Below are 20,114 nucleotides of genomic sequence, written 5' to 3' on the forward strand. Positions count from 1 at the left end.
ACCGAGGCGGAGCGGATATATTCGGTCTGCTTGTAGAGTTTCTCCCCGCCATAGGCCCGAATGACATCGCCCAGCAGGCGTCCCAGATAACGGATGTCGGGATTCTGCGTGATCGCAGGCGCGGATTGGGCGGGGTTTATGCTCTCCATGATGGATCGATGCTGCATCGCAACAATGCGATGGTCAAGATATTACGCGGCCAACGCTGGCAAACTGCCCAATACGGGTTGCGCGCAGGCCACAGGCTGGGCCAAAGGACGTTCGTGACCGCCAGCATCAGCATAGGAAATGACGGTACGGGCAATCCCGTGCTGGTCGATGTCGAGGAACTGCTTGCCACCCGTCTGCTCGTCCAGGGCAATTCCGGGTCCGGCAAGTCACATCTTCTGCGCCGCCTGCTGGAGGAAAGCGCGCCGATGGTGCAGCAGGTGGTGATCGACCCGGAAGGCGATTTCGTCACCCTGGCCGACGAATATGGCCATGTCGTGATCGATGCCGGCGACTATAATGAGCGCGAGATCGTCAAGATGGCGGCCCGCATCCGCGAACATCGCGCGTCGGTGGTGCTGAGCCTCGAGTCGCTGGAACTGGAAGCGCAGATGCGCTGCGCCGCGACCTTCCTGTCGACCCTGTTCGACGCGCCGCGCGACCATTGGTATCCCGCGTTGGTGGTGGTGGACGAGGCGCAGATGTTCGCCCCGGTCGCCGCCGGCGACGTGTCGGACGAAGCCCGGCGCCTGTCGCTCGCGGCCATGACCAACCTGATGTGCCGTGGCCGCAAGCGTGGCCTGGCCGGCGTCATCGCCACCCAGCGCCTGGCCAAGCTGGCCAAGAATGTCGCCGCCGAAGCCTCCAACTTCCTGATGGGTCGTACCTTCCTGGACATCGACATGGCCCGCGCCGCCGACCTGCTGGGCATGGAGCGCCGTCAGGCGGAGCAGATCCGCGATCTGGAGCGTGGCCGTTTCCTGGGGCTTGGGCCCGCGATCGCGCGCCGCCCGGTCGCGGTGAAGATCGGGGCGGTGAAGACCGGCACGCGCGGTGGCACCCACAAGCTGATGCCGCCGCCGATCACCACCGGCGAGGATTTTCAGGAATTGCTGTTCGCGCGGGTCGAGGAAGAATCGATGCCGCCGCCCCCGCCCCGCGCCGAACCGCCTGCCCGCCCGGCCGAGGAAATCATGCGCCAGCTCGCCGATGTGCCGTCGGCCAAGCCCGCCGCGCCGGAACTGGATTTCGGCGAGAATGAGCCGATCGTGATCGCCGTGCTGGACGAGATCGTCGCGGACCTGGGCGAAGCCGTCCCCAGCGTCGCTGCCCTGTTCCAGGATTTCGGCGTCCGCTGCCGGATGAAGGGGCTGCGCAAGCCGCCACTCGACCTGCCCGCCTTCCGCAAGCGCTTCGCCATGGCGCTCGCCGGCATGAGCGATTCGGCCGACCCGCGCTGGGAAGAGCCGATCCGCGCCGCCGATCCGGTGCCGGAAGATATGCTGGCTCCCTTCCTGCTGATCGCCCGCGCGGCGATGGAGGGCGAGCCCTGCCCCGAGGACACGGTGCTGGCCCGCGCCTATGGCACCAGTTCGCCCGGCCGCGTCCGCCGGCTGATCGAATATATGGAGAAGCTGGGCGTGATCGTCGCGCGGACCGATTTCGGCGGCCGCCGTTCGATCGGCATCCCGGCGCTCGGCCTCAGCACGGCCGCTGCCGAATGACGCAGGCGTCGGTCCTGTTCGTCTGCCTCGGCAATATCTGTCGCTCCCCGCTGGCGGAAGCCGCGCTGCGGGCGGAGGCCGAACAGGCGGGTCTTGATATTGTCGTGGATTCGGCCGGCACCGGCGACTGGCATGTCGGCGACGCGCCCGATCCGCGCGCGCAGGCGGTGGCGCGGCGCCATGGCATCGACATTAGCGGCTATCGCGGGCGGCAGGCGAAGCCGGCGGATTTCCACCGCTTCACCCATATCTTCGCGCTCGACAGCGACAATCTCGCCAATCTGCGCCGCATCCGCCCCGGCGACGGGACCGCCAGCCTGTCGCTGCTGATGGACCTGGTGCCGGGACGGGAAGGCAGCGGGGTCACCGACCCCTATTATGGCAATGACGCCGGCTTCGACATCAGCTGGGACGATGTCACCCGCGCCGCCAGGGCAATCGTGGCTCGGTTGCGCACGAATCCCTAATCCCGTTCGGTTCGAACCTGTCGAGAACCGTTAGCGCCGCCATTTCTCGACTTCGCTCGAAACGAACGGATGTTGGGCATTAGCCGAGCATCGTCGCGATCGGCAGGCCCTGTTTCAAGGTCAGGGTGACCGGGGTCCGCTCGGCAACATCGGCCAGCCGCGCCCGCTGCTCCGTGTCCAGCCCGACGATCGTCAGTGTGCGGTCGATCCGCTTTTCCTCCTTGCCCGACAGGCGCAACGCGACGTCGAGCGATTCCAGCGGCCAGCCCTTCTTTTCCGCATACATGCGCAGCGTGATCGCGGTGCAGGCACCCAGCGCCGCCAGCAGCAGATCATAGGGGGCCGGGCCAAGATTGGCGCCGCCCAGCGCCTTCGGCTCGTCGGCAGTGATGGCATGACCGCCAACGACGATCTCCGTGCGATACCGGTCCTTGCCGATATGGGCGCTACCCTGGGCCATGATGCTGCTCCTTATGCCGGGAGGGGGATGAATTCATGCTCGTCGGGCACCGGGGCGAAGCGCTGGGCCTGCCAGTCGGCCTTGGCCTGCTCGATCCGATCGGGTGAGGAAGAGACGAAATTCCAGAAGATATGACGCTTTTCGGGCAGCGGTTCGCCGCCCATCAGCATCAGCCGGGTCGCGCCTTTGGCACGCAGGATGATCTCCGCGCCGGGCTTGAACACCACCAGTTCGCCGGTCGCAAAGCCGCCGGTCTGGCCGATCACCTCGACTTCACCCTGCACCACATAGATGGCGCGTTCGACATGCTCGGCCTTGAGCTGATAGCGGGCGCCGTCCTGCAACGCGATATCGGCATAGACCATGTCGGAGAAGGTCTTCACCGGCGATACCAGACCATCGGAGCTGCCGGCGATCAGGGTCAGGCGCGTGCCCGCATCCTCGATCGTCGGGATTTCGTCGGCCTTGTGATGGGCGAAACCCGGATCGACTTCCTCCGCCTGCGTCGGCAGCGCAACCCAGGTCTGCAGGCCAAACAGCTTGCTGCCCTTGGCGCGATTTTCCTCGCTGGTGCGCTCGCTATGGACGATGCCGCTGCCCGCAGTCATCCAGTTGACCTCGCCGGGGCGGATCGACTGGACCGATCCGACGCTGTCGCGGTGCAGGATTTCGCCCTCCAGCAGATAGGTGACGGTAGCCAGGCCAATATGCGGATGCGGGCGCACATCCAGCCCCTCGCCGCTGTTGAAGGTTGCCTCGCCCATCTGGTCGAAGAAGATGAAGGGGCCGACCATGCGGCGATGCGCGGACGGCAGCGCGCGGCGGACCGAGAAGCCATCGCCCAGATCGCGGACCGGGGGCAGGATGACCAGATCGACGCCGTCGACCTCTGAAGTGCGGATGGACATGGGACTTATCCTCTTTTCGGAAAATGGGGTCAGGCGCCGAGCAGCGCCAGCGCCTCGATCTGGGCGCGGCTATAGCCCTGCGCGGCGAGTGCGGGGACATGGCGTTCGGCAATCGCGCGGGTGCGACCGGATTCGCAGAGAAATTCGCGCACATCGTGCAGATGCGGGGCCAGCATCACCGGCTGGGCCTTTTTCGGTCCCAGGATCGCGTCGAGCGCATGGCCAATCCGCGAGCGGACCGGGCCGGCAGCCGCCGGTTCGCCACAGCCGCAATCGGCAACGGCGCTCAAGGTAGCCTTCACGTCCTGCCATTCGGCGGAGCTGAGGCGCGGGGTGGCGATGTTCAGCATGAGAAGGCTCCCTGTTCGTCTGGACCGTTTCGTTGGTTTCCTTCTAGCGCGATCGCACTTTCAGGATCAGCCGGATAAAATCGGTCACTCTGTTCTATATTCTGGAAAAGAAGGGGCGCATGACCCGCGCCCCTCCCCTTTTGTCGTCAGGCCGCATCGACCAGCACGATCTCGCTATCCTCGATCGCCGTCACGCGGATGACATCCAGATCCTGGATCGCCACGCCGTCGCGGGCATTGGCCCGCACATCGTCGATCTGGATCGCGCCGGTGGCCGGGACCAGATAGGCCTTGCGATCCTTGCCGATCGGATATTCGGCACTCTCGCCAGCCTTCAGCGTCGCGGCGACAACCCGCGCATCGGTGCGGATCGGCAGCGCGTCATTGTCATTCCCGTAACCCGACGCCAGCGTCACGAACTGGCCGCTCCGCTCGCCCTTGGGGAAGGGACGCGAGCCCCAGCTCGGCGCTTCGCCGTCGCGGGTCGGGATGATCCAGATCTGGAAGATCTGCGTCGTCACATCCTCGCGATTATATTCCGAATGGGTGATGCCGGTGCCGGCCGACATGACCTGCACATCGCCAGCCTCGGTCCGGCCCTTGTTGCCCAGATTGTCCTGATGGGTGATCGCCCCTTCGCGGACATAGGTGATGATTTCCATGTCGCGGTGCGGGTGCGGCGGGAAGCCGGTGCCCGGCGCGATCGTGTCGTCATTCCAGACGCGCAGATTGCCCCAATGGACGCGAGCGGGATCATGATAGCCGGCGAACGAAAAATGATGCTTGGCATCCAGCCAGCCATGATTGGCACCACCCAGGCTGTCGAAAGGACGAAGTTCGATCATCTTGTGTCTCCTGCGGGCGGCACATCCATGATGGGGCCGCCCTGTCGAAGACCCAATTAGCGCTTGAACGCATTTCCGTTCAGATGGATAAAATGCATCGAAACGTTCCAGGAAATCGAACAGTGAACAATCCCGGCACCCCGACCTTCGACCAGCTGCGCATCTTCCTCACCATCGTCGACACCGGCAGCTTCGCTGCCGCCGGGCGCAAGCTCAATCGTGCCGTGTCGGTCATCAGCTATGGCATCGCCAATCTGGAGGCGCAGCTGGGCGTGCTGCTGTTCGAGCGCGAAGGCACGCGCAAGCCGCAGCTCACCGTCGCCGGCCGCGCCCTACTGGCGGAGGCCCGCAGCATCGCCCATGGCATGGACGGGCTGCGCGCCAAGGTGAAGGGGCTGCTCGACGGGCTGGAGGCGGAGGTCAATCTGGCGGTCGACGTGATGTTGCCGGCCGAACGGCTGGGCAAGGTGCTGCGCGCCTTTGCGAAGGAATTTCCGACGGTACAGTTGCGGCTCCATGCCGAGGCGCTGGGCGCGATCGTGGCGATGGTGCTGGACCGGGGCGCGGTAATCGGCATTTCCGGGCCGCTGTCGGCCGGGGTCGAGGGGATTGAGAGCATGTCCGCCGGACTGGTGCCGATGGTGCCGGTGGCGGCGCCCGATCATCCACTTGGCCGGATGGAGGCGATCGCGCCGGGCGCCGGGCGCGACTATACCCAGTTGGTGCTGACCGACCGGTCGCGCTTTACCGAAGGCCGCGATTTCTCGGTTGCCAGCCCCAAGACCTGGCGCCTGGCCGATCTGGGCGCGAAGCATGCGCTGCTGCGCGAAGGGATTGGCTGGGGCAATATGCCGCTGCCGATGATCGAGGCGGATCTGGTCGCCGGCACTTTGGTGCGGCTCGCCATGCCCGATCATCCCGGCGGCACCTATCGCTTCTCGGGCATCTGGCGCCGCGACACCCCGCCCGGCCCGGCCGCATCCTGGCTGATCGAGCAGTTCGTCGCGCTGGGCGCCGACGATCGCGAGGCGGCCGGGATGAGCGACGTCTAGGCGTCCGCCGAAGACCGCGCCATCCCGACGATGCGACGCTTCCCCTTGATGAATCATGTTTTTCTGGCACACCCCAAGGAGATTGCGGCGGGATCCGACAAGATGGCGACCATGTATCGCCGACCGGGCTCACGCCGACAATGACAGGTGGGGGACAATGGAGTGAGTGCGGGTCGCGCATGAACAAGGTCAAGGAGGCGCCTGCCACGGTCGGGGCGCGCCAATATCGTGCTTTTCTGAGCTACAGCCATGCCGACGAGCGCGCGGCGGGAAAGCTGCATCATTGGCTGGAAACCTATCGGATGCCCAGGCGCCTGGTCGGCATACAGGCCGGCCGGGCGGCGGTCCCGCGCCGGCTGACCCCGATCTTTCGCGATCGCGCCGAATTGCCGGCTGCTTCCAGCCTCGACGAACAGGTGCGCCTGGCCCTGTCCCAGTCGGACGCCCTGCTGGTGCTATGCTCGCCAGCGGCGAAGGCCTCGCGCTGGGTCAATGCGGAAATCGCGCTGTTCCGCGAACTTCATCCCGACCGGCCGATCATCGCCGCGCTGGTCGCGGGTGAGCCGGCCGACAGCTTTCCCGCCGCGCTGATCGCGCGCGATGCCGCTGGCATAGAGCGTGAACCGATCGCCGCCGATTTCCGCGCCGACAGCGACGGCCCCAAACTGGCCCGGTTGAAGATCGTCGCCGGCCTGACCGGCGTACCGCTCGACCAGATCATCCAGCGCGACGCCCAGCGCCAGTTGCGCCGTGTGATAGCCGTCACATTTGTTGCGCTTTTTCTTGTCCTATTGATGGCGGCGATGCTGGTCTTTGTCGCGCGGGCAAGGAGCGAGGCAGAAAGCCAGCGCCAGCAGGCAGAGGGACTGATCGAATTCATGCTGACCGATCTGCGGGAAAAGCTGGAGGGCGTTGGCCGGCTCGACGTGCTGCAGACGGTGAACAAGCGTGCGCTCGCTTATTATGCCGACCAGCCCGACCTGGAAACATTGCCGGGCGATTCGCTCGAACGGCGCGCCCGCATCCTGCAGGCCATGGGCGAGGATGATTTCAAGCGCGGCGACACGCCAGAGGCCATCGCCCAGTTCCGCGAGGCCTATCGCGTCACTTCAACCCTGCTGGCCGCCGCACCGAACGATCCGCAACGCCTGTTCGCCCATGCCCAGAGCGAATTCTGGCTCGGCTATGTCGATTTTATCCGCGATCGGAACGACGCCGCCCTGACACACTTCCAATCCTATCAGGCGCTGGCCGAAAGGCTGGTGCAGTTACGACCGGCGAACGACGCCTATTGGCGAGAACTGGGCTATGCGCAGGGCAATATCTGCACCATCGCCCTCGCCAGGAAGAATCCCGACAGAACATTGCAAAGCTGCAAGGGCGCGCTCGACACCATGATGCGGGTCCAGCGCCTGGCGCCCGGCGATCCGGCGATCGCTGCGGATCTCGCCAATCGCCATGCCTGGATGGCGGACGCGCTGCGCTTGCAGGGGGATGACCGGGCGGCACTGGTGCAGCGCGAAAAGCAGGATACGATCCTGCGGTCGCTGCTCCGGCGTGATCCGAAAAATGCCGGCTATCTGCAGGACTGGATGCTGGCGCGCTATTCCATGTCGAACCTGCTCTATGATCTGGGTGAAACCGATCGCGCCAAGGCGCTGCGCGCCGAGGCCCGCGCCGACGTCGCCGACCTGGTGGCGCGCGATCCGGCGAACAAGGACTGGCAGGTCTGGCAGGGCAAGCTGGCCAAACCATTGACGAAGGGGAGCAAATAAGATGTCGACGCTGAATTATACCCAATATGGCCTGGCGCCATTGATCGAGGTCGAACTGGAAGATGGCGTCGCGCCGCTGCAGTTCAATGTCGCACTGAAGGGCGAGGAGGGCTGGGTTTCGCTGCGCTATGAACAGCCCGGCGTCACCGATCATGACTATATCGCCATCACCGAAAATTCGATCGTGGAAATCAACCTGATCGGCGATCAGCTGTTCTTCTCGAAAAATTACGACGCCATAACGACCGAGGAGCCGCTCTCTTCCTTTTACGGCGGCTTGATCTATGATGATTATCGCGCCGATCAGGACCGCTACAAGACCGTCCGGTTCCAGGCACGCTACAATCAGGGCGGCAAATATGGCACGCGGCACGGCTTCAACATCAATATCGACCTGCTGCAAAATCCCAGTGCCACCGAACCCAAATGGATCCCGCTGTCGATCGATCCCGACATCAAGAATCCACCGCCCAAGGAAGACTGAGCGCGGCGACGGGGTGGTGGCGACATGATCCTTCCGATCCTTGCGCAAATCCGCAGGGTTGCACGCAGCGGCGACACCGTTCGCGCCTGGACGATGTTCGGCGCGGCGGGCCTGCTGCCGTCACGCGACAGCGATGCGCTGACCCTCAAGGGCCGGCTGCTCAAGGATCGGGCGCTGCGCAGCGAGGGCGCCGAACGCGCCGCGCTGCTGGACGAGGCGCGACAGGCCTATCTCCAGGCGGCCAGCGACTGCCGCGCCACCTATCCGCTCATCAATGCCGCCACCCTCGCCTTTCTGAACGATCGCCCCGCCGACGCGGCCGACCTCGCCCGCCAGGTGCTGGCGCTGCTCGACAGCGGCGATCATGTGCAGGAAACGCGCTACTGGCTGGCGGCGACAGCGGCCGAAGCCCATCTGCTGCTGGGTGACGAGGCCGCAGCGCAGGCCGCCCTGGCACAGGCCATGACGGCCGCGCCGGACGCCTGGGAAGATCATGCCGCGACCCTGCGGCAATTCCACGAGATATTGACCAGGCAGGGGCGCTCTACCGCGCCCCTCGATCCGCTGCGCCCGCCACCCAGCCTCTATTTCAGCGGCATCATCGGCCTGCCGGACAATGAGGAGGAAGCCCGCACCAAGATCGAGGCGGCGCTCGATCAGATTGCGCCGGGTGCCGCCTTCGGGGCGCTCGCCGCGGGCGCCGATATCCTGATCGCCGAATGCGCCCTTTTCCGGGGCATCCAGTTGCACATCGTCCTGCCGACAAGTCTCGACGTCTTTCGGCAAAGTTCGGTCGGCCGGTTCGGTGACCATTGGCTCGCCCGCTTCGATCGCCTGATCGACATGGCCGACAGCCTGGACGCGCCCGACGCCATCACCAGCCTGTCCAACGCGGCGATCGACAAGGGGTGCGAGATCGCCATGGGACTGGCGCTGCGCCGTGCCGACGCCTTTGCGACACAGGCCATCGCGCTACATATCGGGCGTGCCTCGGATCAGCCTGCCCCTGCCTATCGGCTGTGGCAGTCACGCACATTGCCCGTGCGCAAGATCATCCTCGAACAATCAATGCCTCCCTCTGGCGATGCGCTGCCCATGGCCATCAACAAGGCTGTGCTGGCATCGACGACACGCCTCGCGCCAGCCATGCGCGAAAGCGCCAATGGCCTGCATTTCCAGGCATTCGACGATATGGCCACCGCCATGCTCCAGGCCAGCCTGATCCTGAGGGACTGGCCGGACCATGGGCTGGCGCTGGAATATCAAACGGTCATGCCGAATGATCCGATCGATGGCGAGGAATGCCTGGCGCTGCTCCTGGCGCCAGCCGCACCGGCCGGCAGCATCTGCATGCCCTGGCCACAGGCCGCCGCCATGGCGCTGCAAGGCCCCGGATATCGGTTTGAAATTGCCGGCGAAGTGATGACCCGCCAGGGCGATTGCCCGGTCGGCCATTATTATCCGCCGTCCAGCTGACGGCGCGCGCCTTCAGACGACCATGTCCGCCAGCATGCGCGGCGCATGGATCTGCATCTGACCATCTTCCCGACTGACGATACCGCGCCGGATCAGCACGGCGATCGCGCGCGACGCGGTCTCGCGGGTCGTGTTCGCGCTCAGCGCCAGGGTGGTGACCTGCGGCGCGGGCACGATATGGTCGCGACCATCGGCCAGCGCGAGCAATTCGCTATAGACCCGCCCGGCCGCGCTATAGGTGGACCGGGTCGCCATTCGATCCAGCGCCCGGTCGAGCTGGCGCGCCAGCAGCCAGGCCATGCCCGCGCCGATCTGCGCATCGCCCGCCACCAGCGCGGCCAGCGATTGTGCCTCCGCGCGCAACAGGCGGCTTTCGACCAGCACCTCTATCTCCGCCCGGTGCGTCGTGGGCGCTGGGTAGGCGCCGAAAAACTCCCCCGGCCCATGACGCGCCAATTGCTGGCGCTGGCCGTCGATGCCAAAGGTCTGCACCGCCACGCAGCCGTCGACGATCAGCCAGCAATGGTGCGACGCCTCCCCTTGCCGGGCCAATATCTGCTTGGCGCCGACCTGCTGCGGAACCAGCACGCGGCGCAGCAGCTCTGCCGCCTTCCGATCACATCGGAAAACCGCTGCCAGCACCTCGACCTGTTCCTCGACCTGCAATCCTCCACTCCTCGGTGACGATCGATCGTTCCGTTACCGGCATAGCCTATGCGCTCCGGATGAACAGGAGGGCAGGATGATTCTCGGAAAATATGTGATCTGCATCACGGCCATGCCGAGGAGATTTCCCTAGGGAATCAGCGCGACCCGAAGGAGGCCCCGGTGGGGCAACCTTTTCTTGGCCCGGAGCTTCATATGGCTTCGGGCCTTTTTTTTCGCAATCTCCATGCGGTTCGGCCATCAACCACAAGAGGGGGCGCCGCGCGTGGAAACCAAATGCCGGTGCGTGAAACGATCGGCAATATATGCTGCTGGATGGTCCCTGACAGGGACAGGTTCGCTATCAAAGCGATGCACCACCTTGTCATGAAGGTGGTGACCCCTACGGGAATCGAACCCGTGTTTCAGCCGTGAAAGGGCGCAAAATCAGCGCGCTTAGTTGAAAAGAACCCCATAAATTCTATATATTTATCAAGACATTGGGTGAAACAATCCATTGATGTCCCACCACGTGCCAGAGCGGATATTTGACGGTTATTTGATGGTTTTATGAGCAAGAATCTCCAGGAAACTCAACTCAGTTCACGAAGTGCGCGCCAGTCTCTACCTGAAGGCACCTACTGGCGCGGTCTCGATGCAAACGTTCATCTTGGCTACCGTCGCGGGAAGCGCGGCGGAAAATGGCTTGTGAGATGGTATCTCTCAGCGGGTAAGTACAAGCAGGCTCCGCTCGGGGTTGCAGACGATACCATTGCTGCCGGCAACCTCGATTTTCAGGCTGCCAGCAAGGCGGCTCGAGAGCTGGTATCTGAATATCGTAACAGGCCATCGCAAGATACCCTCGTGGAGGTGGTCACTGTCGGACAAGCGGTTCACGAGTATATTGAAGAGCGGAATGAACGCGACAGCCTGCGCAAGGGACTCCCCACCAAAAGTGATGCTCACTACAAACTTACAAGTCATGTCCTCAACTGTAAGGATTTGTGCGAATTGCCTCTTGGCAAGGTGACGGCCGCCGCCCTCGTAAAATGGAAAAAGGGGCTTGCTGCAAGCTTAAAGTCGACCGCTCGAGCCCGGATTGTTAATGATTTCAAGGCCGCGCTGAATCGCGCGATCCGTTTACATGAAGCCCCTGAATCTCGTGCCAGTCTCATTGTGAAAAATGGGCTCGCCGCGAATGCAGACCCGGCTCCTCGCAATACCGATCAACGCGAAAATCAAATTCTTTCCGACGATGATATCCGCAAGCTAATTTCGACGGCAAAGGAGGACAGCGAAGGACGTGATTTTTACTTCCTAGTGCTGCTTCTCGCCGCCACCGGCGCACGTTTCAGTCAATTGACTCGGATCCTTGTACGCGATGTACAACTCGATAAAGCCCGTGTGCTGGTGCCAGTGTCCCACAAAGGCTCTACTACCAAGTCGGTGGAATTTACGGCTGTGCCATTAGGAAATGACATTCTCGATGCACTCCGTCCCATCATCGAAGGTCGCCCTTCAACTGCGACGCTACTTGAACGGTGGCGATTAAGGCAGGTGAGCCAGTTCGCTTGGGAGCGCGTAGATCGTGGCCCGTGGAAAACTCCGTCGGAAATGCTCCGAAACTGGAATGCAATAGTGAAGAGATGCGGCATTGAAAGATGTGTGCCTTATGCGCTTCGGCATTCATCGATTGTGCGCGGTCTTGTAGCCGGACAACCTATCCGTATGGTCGCCGCCGCACATGACACAAGCGTGGCGATGATCGAGAAGCATTATGCCCGATATATCATCGACGCCCATGAGGAACTGAGAGCAAAATCAGTCATCAGATTAGCTTGAATGGCCATTTCTGGCCGTTTGCTGACCGGCAGGTTTCGAGTTAAGAATGTGAAAAGCTGCCAACCGGGTGATCGCCGAGTGACACCAACCTACATTGCCTGAATCACGTGTGATTTCCAAGGCGGTGAAAATCTGAATCTACCGGGCAGGAAGCCGGATTTCGGGATAGTAGAAGGTTGCAATCGCGGGCTACCTCGGATGCAGACCTAGCTGCTATCCATTCAGCGGTAGCGGTCGCCCCTCGATCACGCTTTTCATCACTAGTGTTGATGTCAGCCTCTGAACGCCAGGCAGAGCCGACAGCGTCTCATCATAGAGCACCCTGAATGTCTCGACATCGCGACTGACAACCTGAAGCATATAGTCCGGTATGCCGAATAGCCGCTGCGCCTGGGTAATCTCGGGAACGTCTTCTACCGCAGCTTCGAATGCTGAAACGGCATGCCTGTCGCCTTCTCGCAGCGTCACAAAGACCACTGCAGAAAACTTCAGGCCAATCGCAGCAGGGTCGAGCTGCGCCCTGTAGCTTGTGATGACCCCTGCCTGCTCCAGCGCTCTCAGGCGCCGGTGGCATGGAGACAAACTCAGCCCGATCCGTTCAGCTACCTCAGTAATCGTCAAGCGACCGTCAATCTGAAGTTGCGCAAGAATCTTTCGATCGTATTCATCCATGAGGGAGATATTGCCTCATTATGCCTCGTAGAGGCAAGCATATGGAAGCACCTCCTCGACCGAATATAGTATATAACCGAAGGCAGGGACCGAGCCTGACGCTCGGGTGCGCCATCACAGCAAATGAGGCTCGATGCCTCGGCAGTCACTTGGGGAGCGGTGTATCCGGCTTCTCAATCGACGAACCGGGGCAACGTCGCTGATTTCGGTCCAGAGAAAAAATGTCGAAGCAAGCCAGATTGACCCGCACTACCCCGCCCTCCCTGCTCAGGCGCAAGGGAGGAGACAAGATTGTCTGTCTCACCGCCTACACGGCACCGATGGCGCAATTGCTCGATTCTTACTGCGACATCCTGCTGGTCGGCGACAGTCTGGGCATGGTCGTCCATGGCCTGCCGACGACCGTGGGCGTCACGCTTGAGATGATGATACTGCACGGTCGGGCCGTCGTTCGGGGAAGCAGCCAGGCCATGGTCGCAGTGGACCTGCCATTCGGCAGCTATGAACGATCGCCCGAGCAGGCGTTCGACGCCGCCTCGCGTCTTTTGGCGGAAACCGGGGCGCAGGCCGTGAAGGTCGAAGCGGCGCAAGGCGTTGCCGAAAGTATCGCATTCCTCACAGGACGCGGGATACCCGTTATTGGTCATGTTGGCCTGAGGCCGCAGGCGGTTCATCTCGATGGCGGCTTCAAGGCGCGGGGACGGACCGATGTCGAACGTGACCGTGTTCTGGCCGAAGCGCGCGCAACCGATGAAGCGGGCGCCATGGCGATGGTCGTTGAAGGCGTCACCCCGGAACTCGCGGCGGACATCACCGCTGCCGTTGCTTGCCCCACGATAGGGATAGGCGCCTCCAACGCGTGTGACGGCCAGATTCTTGTCACCGAAGACATGCTTGGCCTGTTTGACTGGACGCCGAAATTCGTCCGTCGCTACGCCGACCTTCGCGGCACGATCACAGCGGCGATCGCCGCCTATGCCTCCGACGTCAAGGCGGGGACTTTCCCTGCCGAGGCGGAAGAATATCGTCTGGGAGCTCGCGCATGAACGCGGCGCTGTTTACGGCCTTCTGGGCCGTCTCCATGCTGTTCGTCGTCACGCCCGGCGTGGATTGGGCCTATACCATTTCCGCCGGGATGCGGGAGCGCGTGTTGCTTCCGGCCATCGGCGGATTGCTGCTGGGGCACCTGGTCGCCACGCTGATTGTCGCGGCGGGCGTTGGCGCCCTGATTGCCGGTGTGCCGCTGGCGATGGCGGTGCTCACAGTTTTTGGCGCGGCCTATCTTTTCTGGCTGGGCGTCGGGCTGCTGAGGAACCCGCCGGTTCCCCAGATGGCGGGAGAAGAGGATATCCAATCCGCCACAAGCTGGGTGCTTCGCGGGTTCTGCGTCAGCGGCCTCAATCCCAAAGTGCTGCTGTTGTTTCTGGCGCTGTTGCCGCAATTTACCGAAAGAAGTGCAGGCTGGCCCATATCCGCACAGATCGCCGCGCTGGGAGGCACCCATGTCCTGAACTGCGGCGTGGTGTATCTGATCGTAGGCTATAGCTCGCGCGCGGTCCTGCGAGCCCGGCCGCAGGCGGCAAAAATCGTAGGGCGCGTTTCGGGCGTCATTATGATCGTTCTTGCCATCGTCCTGATCTTGGAGCGCTTCTTCGGAGCACTATGACGAATGGGATCGATAAAATGGCGTCGGCAACTTAGCGTAGTCCTGGCCGTCAAATGGTTGGCAGGCGGCATGGCGACACGACAGGTCGTCGCCGACCTTGGTTATGAAAGCGTCCCGAGCTTTGTCACAATGTTCCGGAAGGTGCTCGGCGCCTCGCGAGCGCGCAACATTGCTGAGCGCCACTCCGGCTGAACGGGCCAAACGGCGGCTTTCAGGGGCAGCGCTTATCGTTGCGAATAACCACATTGAGGCGCAAAGCCGCTGAGCGGATGTTCCCATCGCAGCAGGACGTCTCGCTCATTGCCTTCAGAGGCGTCAAGCACCGCGACGATATTCTGGAAGCTGACGATGTCGGCTGACGGCTGTCACAGACGCCGACAAGGATCTTTGCAAGTCACTTCATTTTTTGTAGTTAGTGGTAATGAGCTGGTCTGATGTCGCCGATACCGCCTGCCCGATTGCACGTACGCTCGCCGTGGTCGGCGACCGCTGGACGCTTCTGGTGCTGCGTGAACTGTTTCTGGGCGGGCGCCGCTTTGATGAGTTGCAGGCCCAGACCGGCATGTCGCCCCATCTGCTATCGGTGCGTCTCAAGCGCCTTGAAGCGGATGGTGTGCTGGCGCGCCATCCCTACAGCGAACGCCCCGTGCGCCACGAATACCGCCTGACGGAGAAGGGGCTCGCCTTCTATCCCATATTACTTGCGCTCAAAGGCTGGGGTGAGACTTGGGGTGGCCAGCCGCTCGAAGCCGAGCCGGCGCTGACGATCGCGCACCGTGATTGCGGCGGCGAGGTCGGAGTGACGGTGCGCTGTTCCGCCTGCGACGATGAGGTTGAGGCGCGTGCCGCAACCGTCACCATGGGACCGGACTACTCGGCGGAACGGCAGGCAAGGCGGGACGCAGCATGACCGCCACTCTCCATTTTTCTCTCCATTTCAGCACTGATTGAGGCTCGAATGTTCGATACCAAGATTGCGATCGTCGTCCGCGACGATCTTGCCACCTGGCAGAAGCTCAACGTCACCGCCTTCCTGATGAGCGGGATCGTTGGTGCCGCCCCCGACGTCATGGGCGAGCCCTACCGCGATGCCGATGGCAACAGCTATCACAGTCTGTGCGTGCAGCCGGTCATCGTCCTGTCCGCGAGCGGCGACACGCTCAAGACCATCCATCGCCGGGCGACCGACCGCGCCGTGCCGCACGGCCTCTATATCGAAGAGATGTTCTCCACTGGCCATGACGAAGCCAACCGGGCCGTCTTCTCCGAACATGGGGCGGACGCCGCGAAGGTCGTCGGGATCGCACTGCGCGAGGACAAGAAGCTGGTCGACAAGATAACCAAGGGAGCAAAAATGCATGGATAAGCCAGGCGTTGTCGTCGTCGCCTTCGAGCCGCGCCATGCAGCGGCGTTCGTAGCGCTCAATGTCGAGTGGCTGGAACGTTTCTTCACTGTGGAGGCCAAGGACCGCGCACAAATTGAGGATGCACAGACCAGCATCATCGGCAAGGGCGGCGCCATCCTCATTGCCGAAGACGAGACAGGCGCAGCGATAGGTTGCGTCGCGCTGGTGCCTTATGGCGAAGGAGAGCTTGAACTGGCGAAGATGGCTGTTTCGTCCGCTGCGCAGGGGCGTGGGGTCGGCCGCAAGTTGATGGATGCCGCTATCGCTCAGGCGCGTGGTATGGGTGCCCGTTCCATCTATCTTGAATCCAACAGCAGCTTGACGCCGGCGGTGACGCTCTACGAGCGCAGCGGCTTTCTCCATCTGGAGCCCGGGGAGCGACCTGCGTCGCCTTACGCCCGCTGCGACGTGTATATGCGTCGCCCGCTGTGACGGGCATGGACAAGCTCTATCTCGACGACCTGCATGTCGGCGACACATTCGAAAGCCGCGAGATCCAGATCAGCGAGGAGCAGATCATCGAGTTTGCCTCGCTCTATGATCCGCAGCCCTTTCATATCGACCCGGATGCCGCCCGGGCAACTTTCTTCGGAGAGTTGGCCGCGAGCGGGTGGCACACGATGGGGATCACGATGCGGCTGATCGTCGAGAGCGTCCCTATCGCAGGTGGCATCATTGGCGCGGGGGCCGAGGTAACTTGGCCTCGCCCAACCCGGCCCGGCGACGTTCTGCGCGTACGTAGCCAAGTGACTGCCGTTACCCCCTCAAAATCGCGCGAGGATCGCGGGATGGTTATCCTGCGTAGCCTAACCTTCGGTGGCGACGGCGAAGTTCGGCAAGATTTCACGGCACGCTTGATGGTCTTCAAAAAAAGCTAACTTCGGAAACGGCGCCTACGACGTTATCCAAGATATCCTTGGTCAGGTCTCTTGGAATTTAATGTGTGAATGGCCACTTTCGGGTTTAGCCTTTTGCACTTTGAATGGCTCAAAAGGGCGCAGTCCCGTCAAGTAGCTCACGCCATTCTTGGCCGGTAGGCAAATGTCCGGTCTGTAGTCGGGTTGCGAGGATAGATTACGCCCACGTCGGGTCGGCTGCCGACCAAAACGCGCCGTTCGCTGCTTCTGCCTTCAGCGTCAGCTTCTTCCAAAACCAGCCGCTCGGTCGGCCGAAACTGTCTCGCAGCAACGCGCACAAATATTGGGCTTTCAAAGCTTGAGAAAAGGAACCGGAAGAAAATGGCTTATACCAAGTCCCTGAGATGCTGACGCATCAGACTTGGAAAATGCTCAAGCGCCGCACGGGCTTAACCAAGGCTCGATGAGTCAAGCTCACCGAGCCTTGGTATTAGGAGACGTTTCCAGTGCGACTGTTGTTGGTCATCCGTGTCCACCGCGATGTGGCGCTTGCCCCCCCTTGATCCGCTTGCCTGCATCGTAGCCACCCTCGGATGGGGACAAAGGCGCCTTGACCGACTGGCTGTCGACCACCGCCGCGGACGGACTCTGCTCGCGCGCCTCACGCTTCCGGTTGAGCATCAGCGCCATATCGTGGATCGTGCGGCACAGTAGGCGGCGCACGAAGCGTCGGAACCACCAATAGACGGTCTGCCATGACAGAAAATCCTTGGGCAGCATCCGCCAGCCGCAGCCCAACGCGCCAGATGCCTCAAGGCGTTAAGCACCTCGGGTAGATCCGTCGTGGCTCGCGCCCATGCTTCGGCGGCGAGGGTAGGAACGGCCGGACAATCTTTCACTCCGCATCCGTCAGATCGGTCGGGTAGCGCTCAGCCTGTTTCTAACGTTCAGCCATCCGGCTAAGGCTCGCTCGATTCCACATCCCGAGTTTGAACCACGTATCCAGCCGCTGCTCACCCCATTCTCAAACAGGCTCTTAGCAGCAATCAACCGCTTTGTGTCTGATACAGTCTCCAAGGGCTCTGGCGAAGTTCCATTTGTTCGAGTATGGTCGAACCATCGACTCGGTTACTCTGATATTTATTAGAAATACTATCGAGCCGAGCTAATCGGCCGATCGGTCGCCGATATCGGGCGCCGCGCGCCTGCCTTCTGTTAAAGATGTTCGGAAGCATTATTCTGTCTCGCACGCCAGAAGGAGGGGCTATGACGACCGATCCCAGAAATTTCATCGAAAGCGCCGAACTTGGAAATATCGAGGAGTCGGTCGCCGGCATCGAGGCGCCGGGTCTCAATCTGGACCAGCTTCCGCCCGCCGTGGTGTCGGGCACCACGCTCATCGATTTCTCGCAAGTGCCCAGCATGGCGGTGCGCGCCGGCGTGTCGGAAGCCATGCTGTTCGCGAGCCGGGTCGCGACGACCTCGATGACGGGCGACGATGACGAGGATGACTGGCTCGCCGCCTATACCTCCAATCTGAGCAATCTCGGCTTCAACGTCGCCGGGACGGCGATCACCAAATCGACGTTCAAGAAGACGGGCGTCGAGGTGCACAAGGCGATCATCCCGTTCCTCACCATTGCCTTTGGCGGCGCCGCGATCGGCCCGGTCATCCTCGCCGGCCTCAAGAATCTGCAGGACATGAACGCCGACCAGCCCTGGATCACCTTGTTCGACAGGGAAACGCGGCGATTCAATGCGAGCGAGATGCATTTCGCCGCGGTCAGCAGCACCAACATCGATACGACCATCCGCTACGCCGTCGCTCGGCTGCATGTGCAGCAGCAGACGACCAGCATCCTGTTCTTCAAGCTGACCAAGGCCGAAGCGGAATTCGAAAGCTCGACCAAGACGCTGACCGCGAACAACAGCCTGCTCGCGCTGATGGAATCGGCGCTGCGCACGAAGCTGGCGGCGCTGGCGACCAGCTTCATAGCGGAAGCCAAGCTCTGAGCGGAACCGGCCCTGCTTGTGGCACGGGGCTGTCGCGGAGGGATTGTGGGAAGCGGGGGACTGAATGCACATCGTCATCGTCGTGCCGGGAATCATGGGGACCGAGCTGTTGCTACCGACCCCGGACGGCATTGAAAAAGTCTGGCCGCCCACGCCGCTGGAGACCCAGCTCGGCTACAAGCGCACGCAGAAGCTCGCCAGCGCCGAGGTCAAGCCGGGCGGCATCATCGCGCACGTCGCCTGCTTCGATTTCTACCAGCCGCTGCTCGACCTGCTGACCGGACTGGGCTTCACCGCGGACGGCGCGGCCAAGCGCCAGATCGAGTTCCCCTATGACTGGCGCCGCGACCTGTTCGCCCTCGCCGACGATCTGGGCGAACTCATCGCCAATGCGGTGGCGCAGGGCGCCACGCGCGTCTCGCTGGTCGCCCACTCGATGGGCGGCCTGATTTCGCGGTTGCTGCTGGAAGATCCGCGCTTCCGCACCCAGCCCTGGTTCGGGCTGATCGACCAGCTGATCGCCATCGCCACGCCGCATCTCGGCGCCCCGCTCGCGCTCGGCCGGGTGCTAGGGCAGGACAGCGCGATGGGCATCAGCGGCGCGGATTTCGCCTGGCTCGCCAGCCGGGAGGAATATCCCTCGGCCTATCAGCTGCTGCCGGCACCGGGCGAAGGATCATGCTGGGACCAGTCGTACAAGACGGACCCGCCGCTTGCGCCGATCGATATCTATGACGCCGCAGGCATCGCCCTGCTCAAGCTCAACACCAGGCTGATCGCGCGCGCGCAGGCGGTTCATGACGTGCTGGGCGCAGGCAACCGGCCGGACAAGGTGCGCTATTTCTATTTCAGCGGCACCGGCCACCGCACGGTCACGCGGATCAATATAGTCCGCAAGGCGGGGGGCGATCTCGATCTTGGCGAGACGGTGCTGACCCGCACCGAGGATGGCGGCGACGGCACGGTCCCGCTCTACAGCGCGCTCCCGCGACCGGGCCAGCGCGCGATCGTCACGAACGAACATGCCACCGCCTTCAAGGGCGTCGCATTCCGCCGGACATTCGTGCGGCTGCTCGGCGGCAATGAAGGGCCGGCGGTCGAGGCTGGGCTGGGCCAGCTCGCCATGTCGGTCGAATCCCCGATGATAGCGGCCGACCAGTCGGTCGAATTGCTCATCTATCCCGATGGTCCCGAGGAAATGCCGGCATCGATCGAGCAATTGTCGGGCGACCTCGTCCTGGTGCGCGTCCTGCAGGAGGAGAAGGCGATGGCGCAGGACGTCCGCCGCGTGCCGCTGCATTATGAAGGCCCAGCGCTCAGCCGGCTGCGACTGTATCTCGATCCGATTGGAGAGCCGGGCCATTATGAGGTCCGGCTGGAGAATGGCGATTATCGCGCGTCCACGGCGTTCAGCGTGTGCGCGCCGCTTCCCACGGCCGACGGCACCGCACAGTAGCGGCCGGCCGCGGCCAAAGAGCTGATTG

At 62.7% G+C, this 20,114-nt stretch carries 22 protein-coding genes; 15 read left to right on the plus strand and 7 right to left on the minus strand.

Annotation, left to right across the window (positions count from 1 at the left end; translation table 11 throughout):
* The first annotated feature begins 263 nt into the window (after window positions 1-263).
* Together A0U87_RS19770 and A0U87_RS19775 are read left to right on the plus strand one after the other, a co-directional pair.
* The gene (locus A0U87_RS19770) at window positions 264-1,712 is read left to right on the plus strand and encodes an ATP-binding protein (protein WP_004208642.1); all 1,449 of its coding nucleotides are present in this window, start codon (window positions 264-266) and stop codon (window positions 1,710-1,712) included.
* Window positions 1,709-2,179, plus strand: coding sequence for a low molecular weight protein-tyrosine-phosphatase (locus A0U87_RS19775; RefSeq protein ID WP_048938067.1), 471 nt, complete (start codon window positions 1,709-1,711; stop codon window positions 2,177-2,179). The genes A0U87_RS19770 and A0U87_RS19775 overlap by 4 nt, the downstream gene beginning before the upstream one ends.
* A 79-nt stretch (window positions 2,180-2,258) precedes the next feature.
* On the opposite strand, the gene A0U87_RS19780 is transcribed toward A0U87_RS19775, so the two are convergent.
* The 4 genes from A0U87_RS19780 to A0U87_RS19795 form a co-directional block, all read right to left on the minus strand.
* Window positions 2,259-2,639: an OsmC family protein gene (locus A0U87_RS19780; protein ID WP_048938068.1), complete on the minus strand. Its 381-nt coding sequence runs from the start codon at window positions 2,637-2,639 to the stop codon at window positions 2,259-2,261.
* Window positions 2,640-2,650: 11 nt separating this feature from the next.
* The gene (locus A0U87_RS19785) at window positions 2,651-3,547 is read right to left on the minus strand and encodes a pirin family protein (RefSeq protein WP_048938069.1); all 897 of its coding nucleotides are present in this window, start codon (window positions 3,545-3,547) and stop codon (window positions 2,651-2,653) included.
* A 29-nt stretch (window positions 3,548-3,576) separates the two neighbouring features.
* Complete coding sequence (locus A0U87_RS19790; RefSeq protein ID WP_048938070.1) at window positions 3,577-3,897, minus strand: hypothetical protein; 321 nt, start codon at window positions 3,895-3,897, stop codon at window positions 3,577-3,579.
* A gap of 146 nt (window positions 3,898-4,043) precedes the next feature.
* Complete coding sequence (locus A0U87_RS19795) at window positions 4,044-4,742, minus strand: pirin family protein (protein WP_004208647.1); 699 nt, start codon at window positions 4,740-4,742, stop codon at window positions 4,044-4,046.
* 122 nt (window positions 4,743-4,864) lie between these two features.
* On the opposite strand from A0U87_RS19795, the gene A0U87_RS19800 reads away from it, so the two are divergent.
* The 4 genes from A0U87_RS19800 to A0U87_RS19815 all read left to right on the plus strand — a co-directional run bounded on the left by A0U87_RS19800 (window position 4,865) and on the right by A0U87_RS19815 (window position 9,529).
* Entirely contained in the window at window positions 4,865-5,794 is a 930-nt protein-coding gene (locus tag A0U87_RS19800) for a LysR family transcriptional regulator (RefSeq protein ID WP_004208648.1), read from the plus strand.
* 179 nt (window positions 5,795-5,973) lie between these two features.
* Window positions 5,974-7,569 (plus strand): toll/interleukin-1 receptor domain-containing protein, encoded by a 1,596-nt coding sequence (locus tag A0U87_RS19805; protein ID WP_048938071.1) that lies wholly within the window; start codon window positions 5,974-5,976, stop codon window positions 7,567-7,569.
* 1 nt (window position 7,570) lies between these two features.
* Entirely contained in the window at window positions 7,571-8,053 is a 483-nt protein-coding gene (locus tag A0U87_RS19810; protein WP_037510897.1) for a nucleotide synthetase, read from the plus strand.
* Window positions 8,054-8,077: 24 nt separating this feature from the next.
* Window positions 8,078-9,529, plus strand: a complete 1,452-nt coding sequence (locus A0U87_RS19815) for a TRAFs-binding domain-containing protein (protein ID WP_122928360.1) — start codon at window positions 8,078-8,080, stop codon at window positions 9,527-9,529.
* Between the two features lie 12 nt (window positions 9,530-9,541).
* Here A0U87_RS19815 and A0U87_RS19820 read toward each other — a convergent pair whose 3' ends face one another.
* Complete coding sequence (locus A0U87_RS19820; protein ID WP_004208652.1) at window positions 9,542-10,195, minus strand: Crp/Fnr family transcriptional regulator; 654 nt, start codon at window positions 10,193-10,195, stop codon at window positions 9,542-9,544.
* A gap of 549 nt (window positions 10,196-10,744) precedes the next feature.
* On the opposite strand from A0U87_RS19820, the gene A0U87_RS19825 reads away from it, so the two are divergent.
* On the plus strand, window positions 10,745-12,016 hold the full coding sequence (locus tag A0U87_RS19825; RefSeq protein WP_037513984.1) for a site-specific integrase: 1,272 nt from the start codon (window positions 10,745-10,747) through the stop codon (window positions 12,014-12,016).
* Between the two features lie 213 nt (window positions 12,017-12,229).
* On the opposite strand, the gene A0U87_RS19830 is transcribed toward A0U87_RS19825, so the two are convergent.
* Window positions 12,230-12,688 (minus strand): Lrp/AsnC family transcriptional regulator, encoded by a 459-nt coding sequence (locus A0U87_RS19830; protein ID WP_037521608.1) that lies wholly within the window; start codon window positions 12,686-12,688, stop codon window positions 12,230-12,232.
* A 221-nt stretch (window positions 12,689-12,909) separates the two neighbouring features.
* Here A0U87_RS19830 and panB point away from each other — a divergent pair, with 221 nt between their 5' ends.
* From panB to A0U87_RS19865, 6 genes are all read left to right on the plus strand, one after another.
* Window positions 12,910-13,734, plus strand: coding sequence for a 3-methyl-2-oxobutanoate hydroxymethyltransferase (gene panB / locus A0U87_RS19835; protein ID WP_037521606.1), 825 nt, complete (start codon window positions 12,910-12,912; stop codon window positions 13,732-13,734).
* Window positions 13,731-14,354 (plus strand): LysE family translocator, encoded by a 624-nt coding sequence (locus A0U87_RS19840; protein ID WP_037521603.1) that lies wholly within the window; start codon window positions 13,731-13,733, stop codon window positions 14,352-14,354. Before panB ends, A0U87_RS19840 begins: the two co-directional genes overlap by 4 nt.
* Window positions 14,355-14,775: 421 nt before the next feature.
* Window positions 14,776-15,264, plus strand: coding sequence for a helix-turn-helix domain-containing protein (locus A0U87_RS19850; RefSeq protein WP_037521681.1), 489 nt, complete (start codon window positions 14,776-14,778; stop codon window positions 15,262-15,264).
* A gap of 48 nt (window positions 15,265-15,312) precedes the next feature.
* Entirely contained in the window at window positions 15,313-15,720 is a 408-nt protein-coding gene (locus A0U87_RS19855; protein ID WP_037521602.1) for a DUF2000 family protein, read from the plus strand.
* The gene (locus A0U87_RS19860; RefSeq protein ID WP_037521601.1) at window positions 15,713-16,192 is read left to right on the plus strand and encodes a GNAT family N-acetyltransferase; all 480 of its coding nucleotides are present in this window, start codon (window positions 15,713-15,715) and stop codon (window positions 16,190-16,192) included. The genes A0U87_RS19855 and A0U87_RS19860 overlap by 8 nt, the downstream gene beginning before the upstream one ends.
* Before the next feature lie 5 nt (window positions 16,193-16,197).
* Window positions 16,198-16,638 (plus strand): MaoC family dehydratase, encoded by a 441-nt coding sequence (locus tag A0U87_RS19865; RefSeq protein WP_037521679.1) that lies wholly within the window; start codon window positions 16,198-16,200, stop codon window positions 16,636-16,638.
* Between the two features lie 501 nt (window positions 16,639-17,139).
* Here the strand turns inward: A0U87_RS19865 and A0U87_RS19870 are convergent.
* The gene (locus tag A0U87_RS19870) at window positions 17,140-17,397 is read right to left on the minus strand and encodes a transposase (RefSeq protein ID WP_137405910.1); all 258 of its coding nucleotides are present in this window, start codon (window positions 17,395-17,397) and stop codon (window positions 17,140-17,142) included.
* 486 nt (window positions 17,398-17,883) lie between these two features.
* Here A0U87_RS19870 and A0U87_RS19875 point away from each other — a divergent pair, with 486 nt between their 5' ends.
* Window positions 17,884-18,630, plus strand: coding sequence for a hypothetical protein (locus A0U87_RS19875; RefSeq protein ID WP_137405911.1), 747 nt, complete (start codon window positions 17,884-17,886; stop codon window positions 18,628-18,630).
* 64 nt (window positions 18,631-18,694) lie between these two features.
* Window positions 18,695-20,086: an alpha/beta fold hydrolase gene (locus A0U87_RS19880; protein ID WP_137405912.1), complete on the plus strand. Its 1,392-nt coding sequence runs from the start codon at window positions 18,695-18,697 to the stop codon at window positions 20,084-20,086.
* Window positions 20,087-20,114 lie beyond the last annotated feature (28 nt).

The sequence above is a fragment of the Sphingobium sp. MP9-4 genome (genome assembly GCF_005281675.1).
GTDB classification, from domain to species: domain Bacteria; phylum Pseudomonadota; class Alphaproteobacteria; order Sphingomonadales; family Sphingomonadaceae; genus Sphingobium; species Sphingobium yanoikuyae.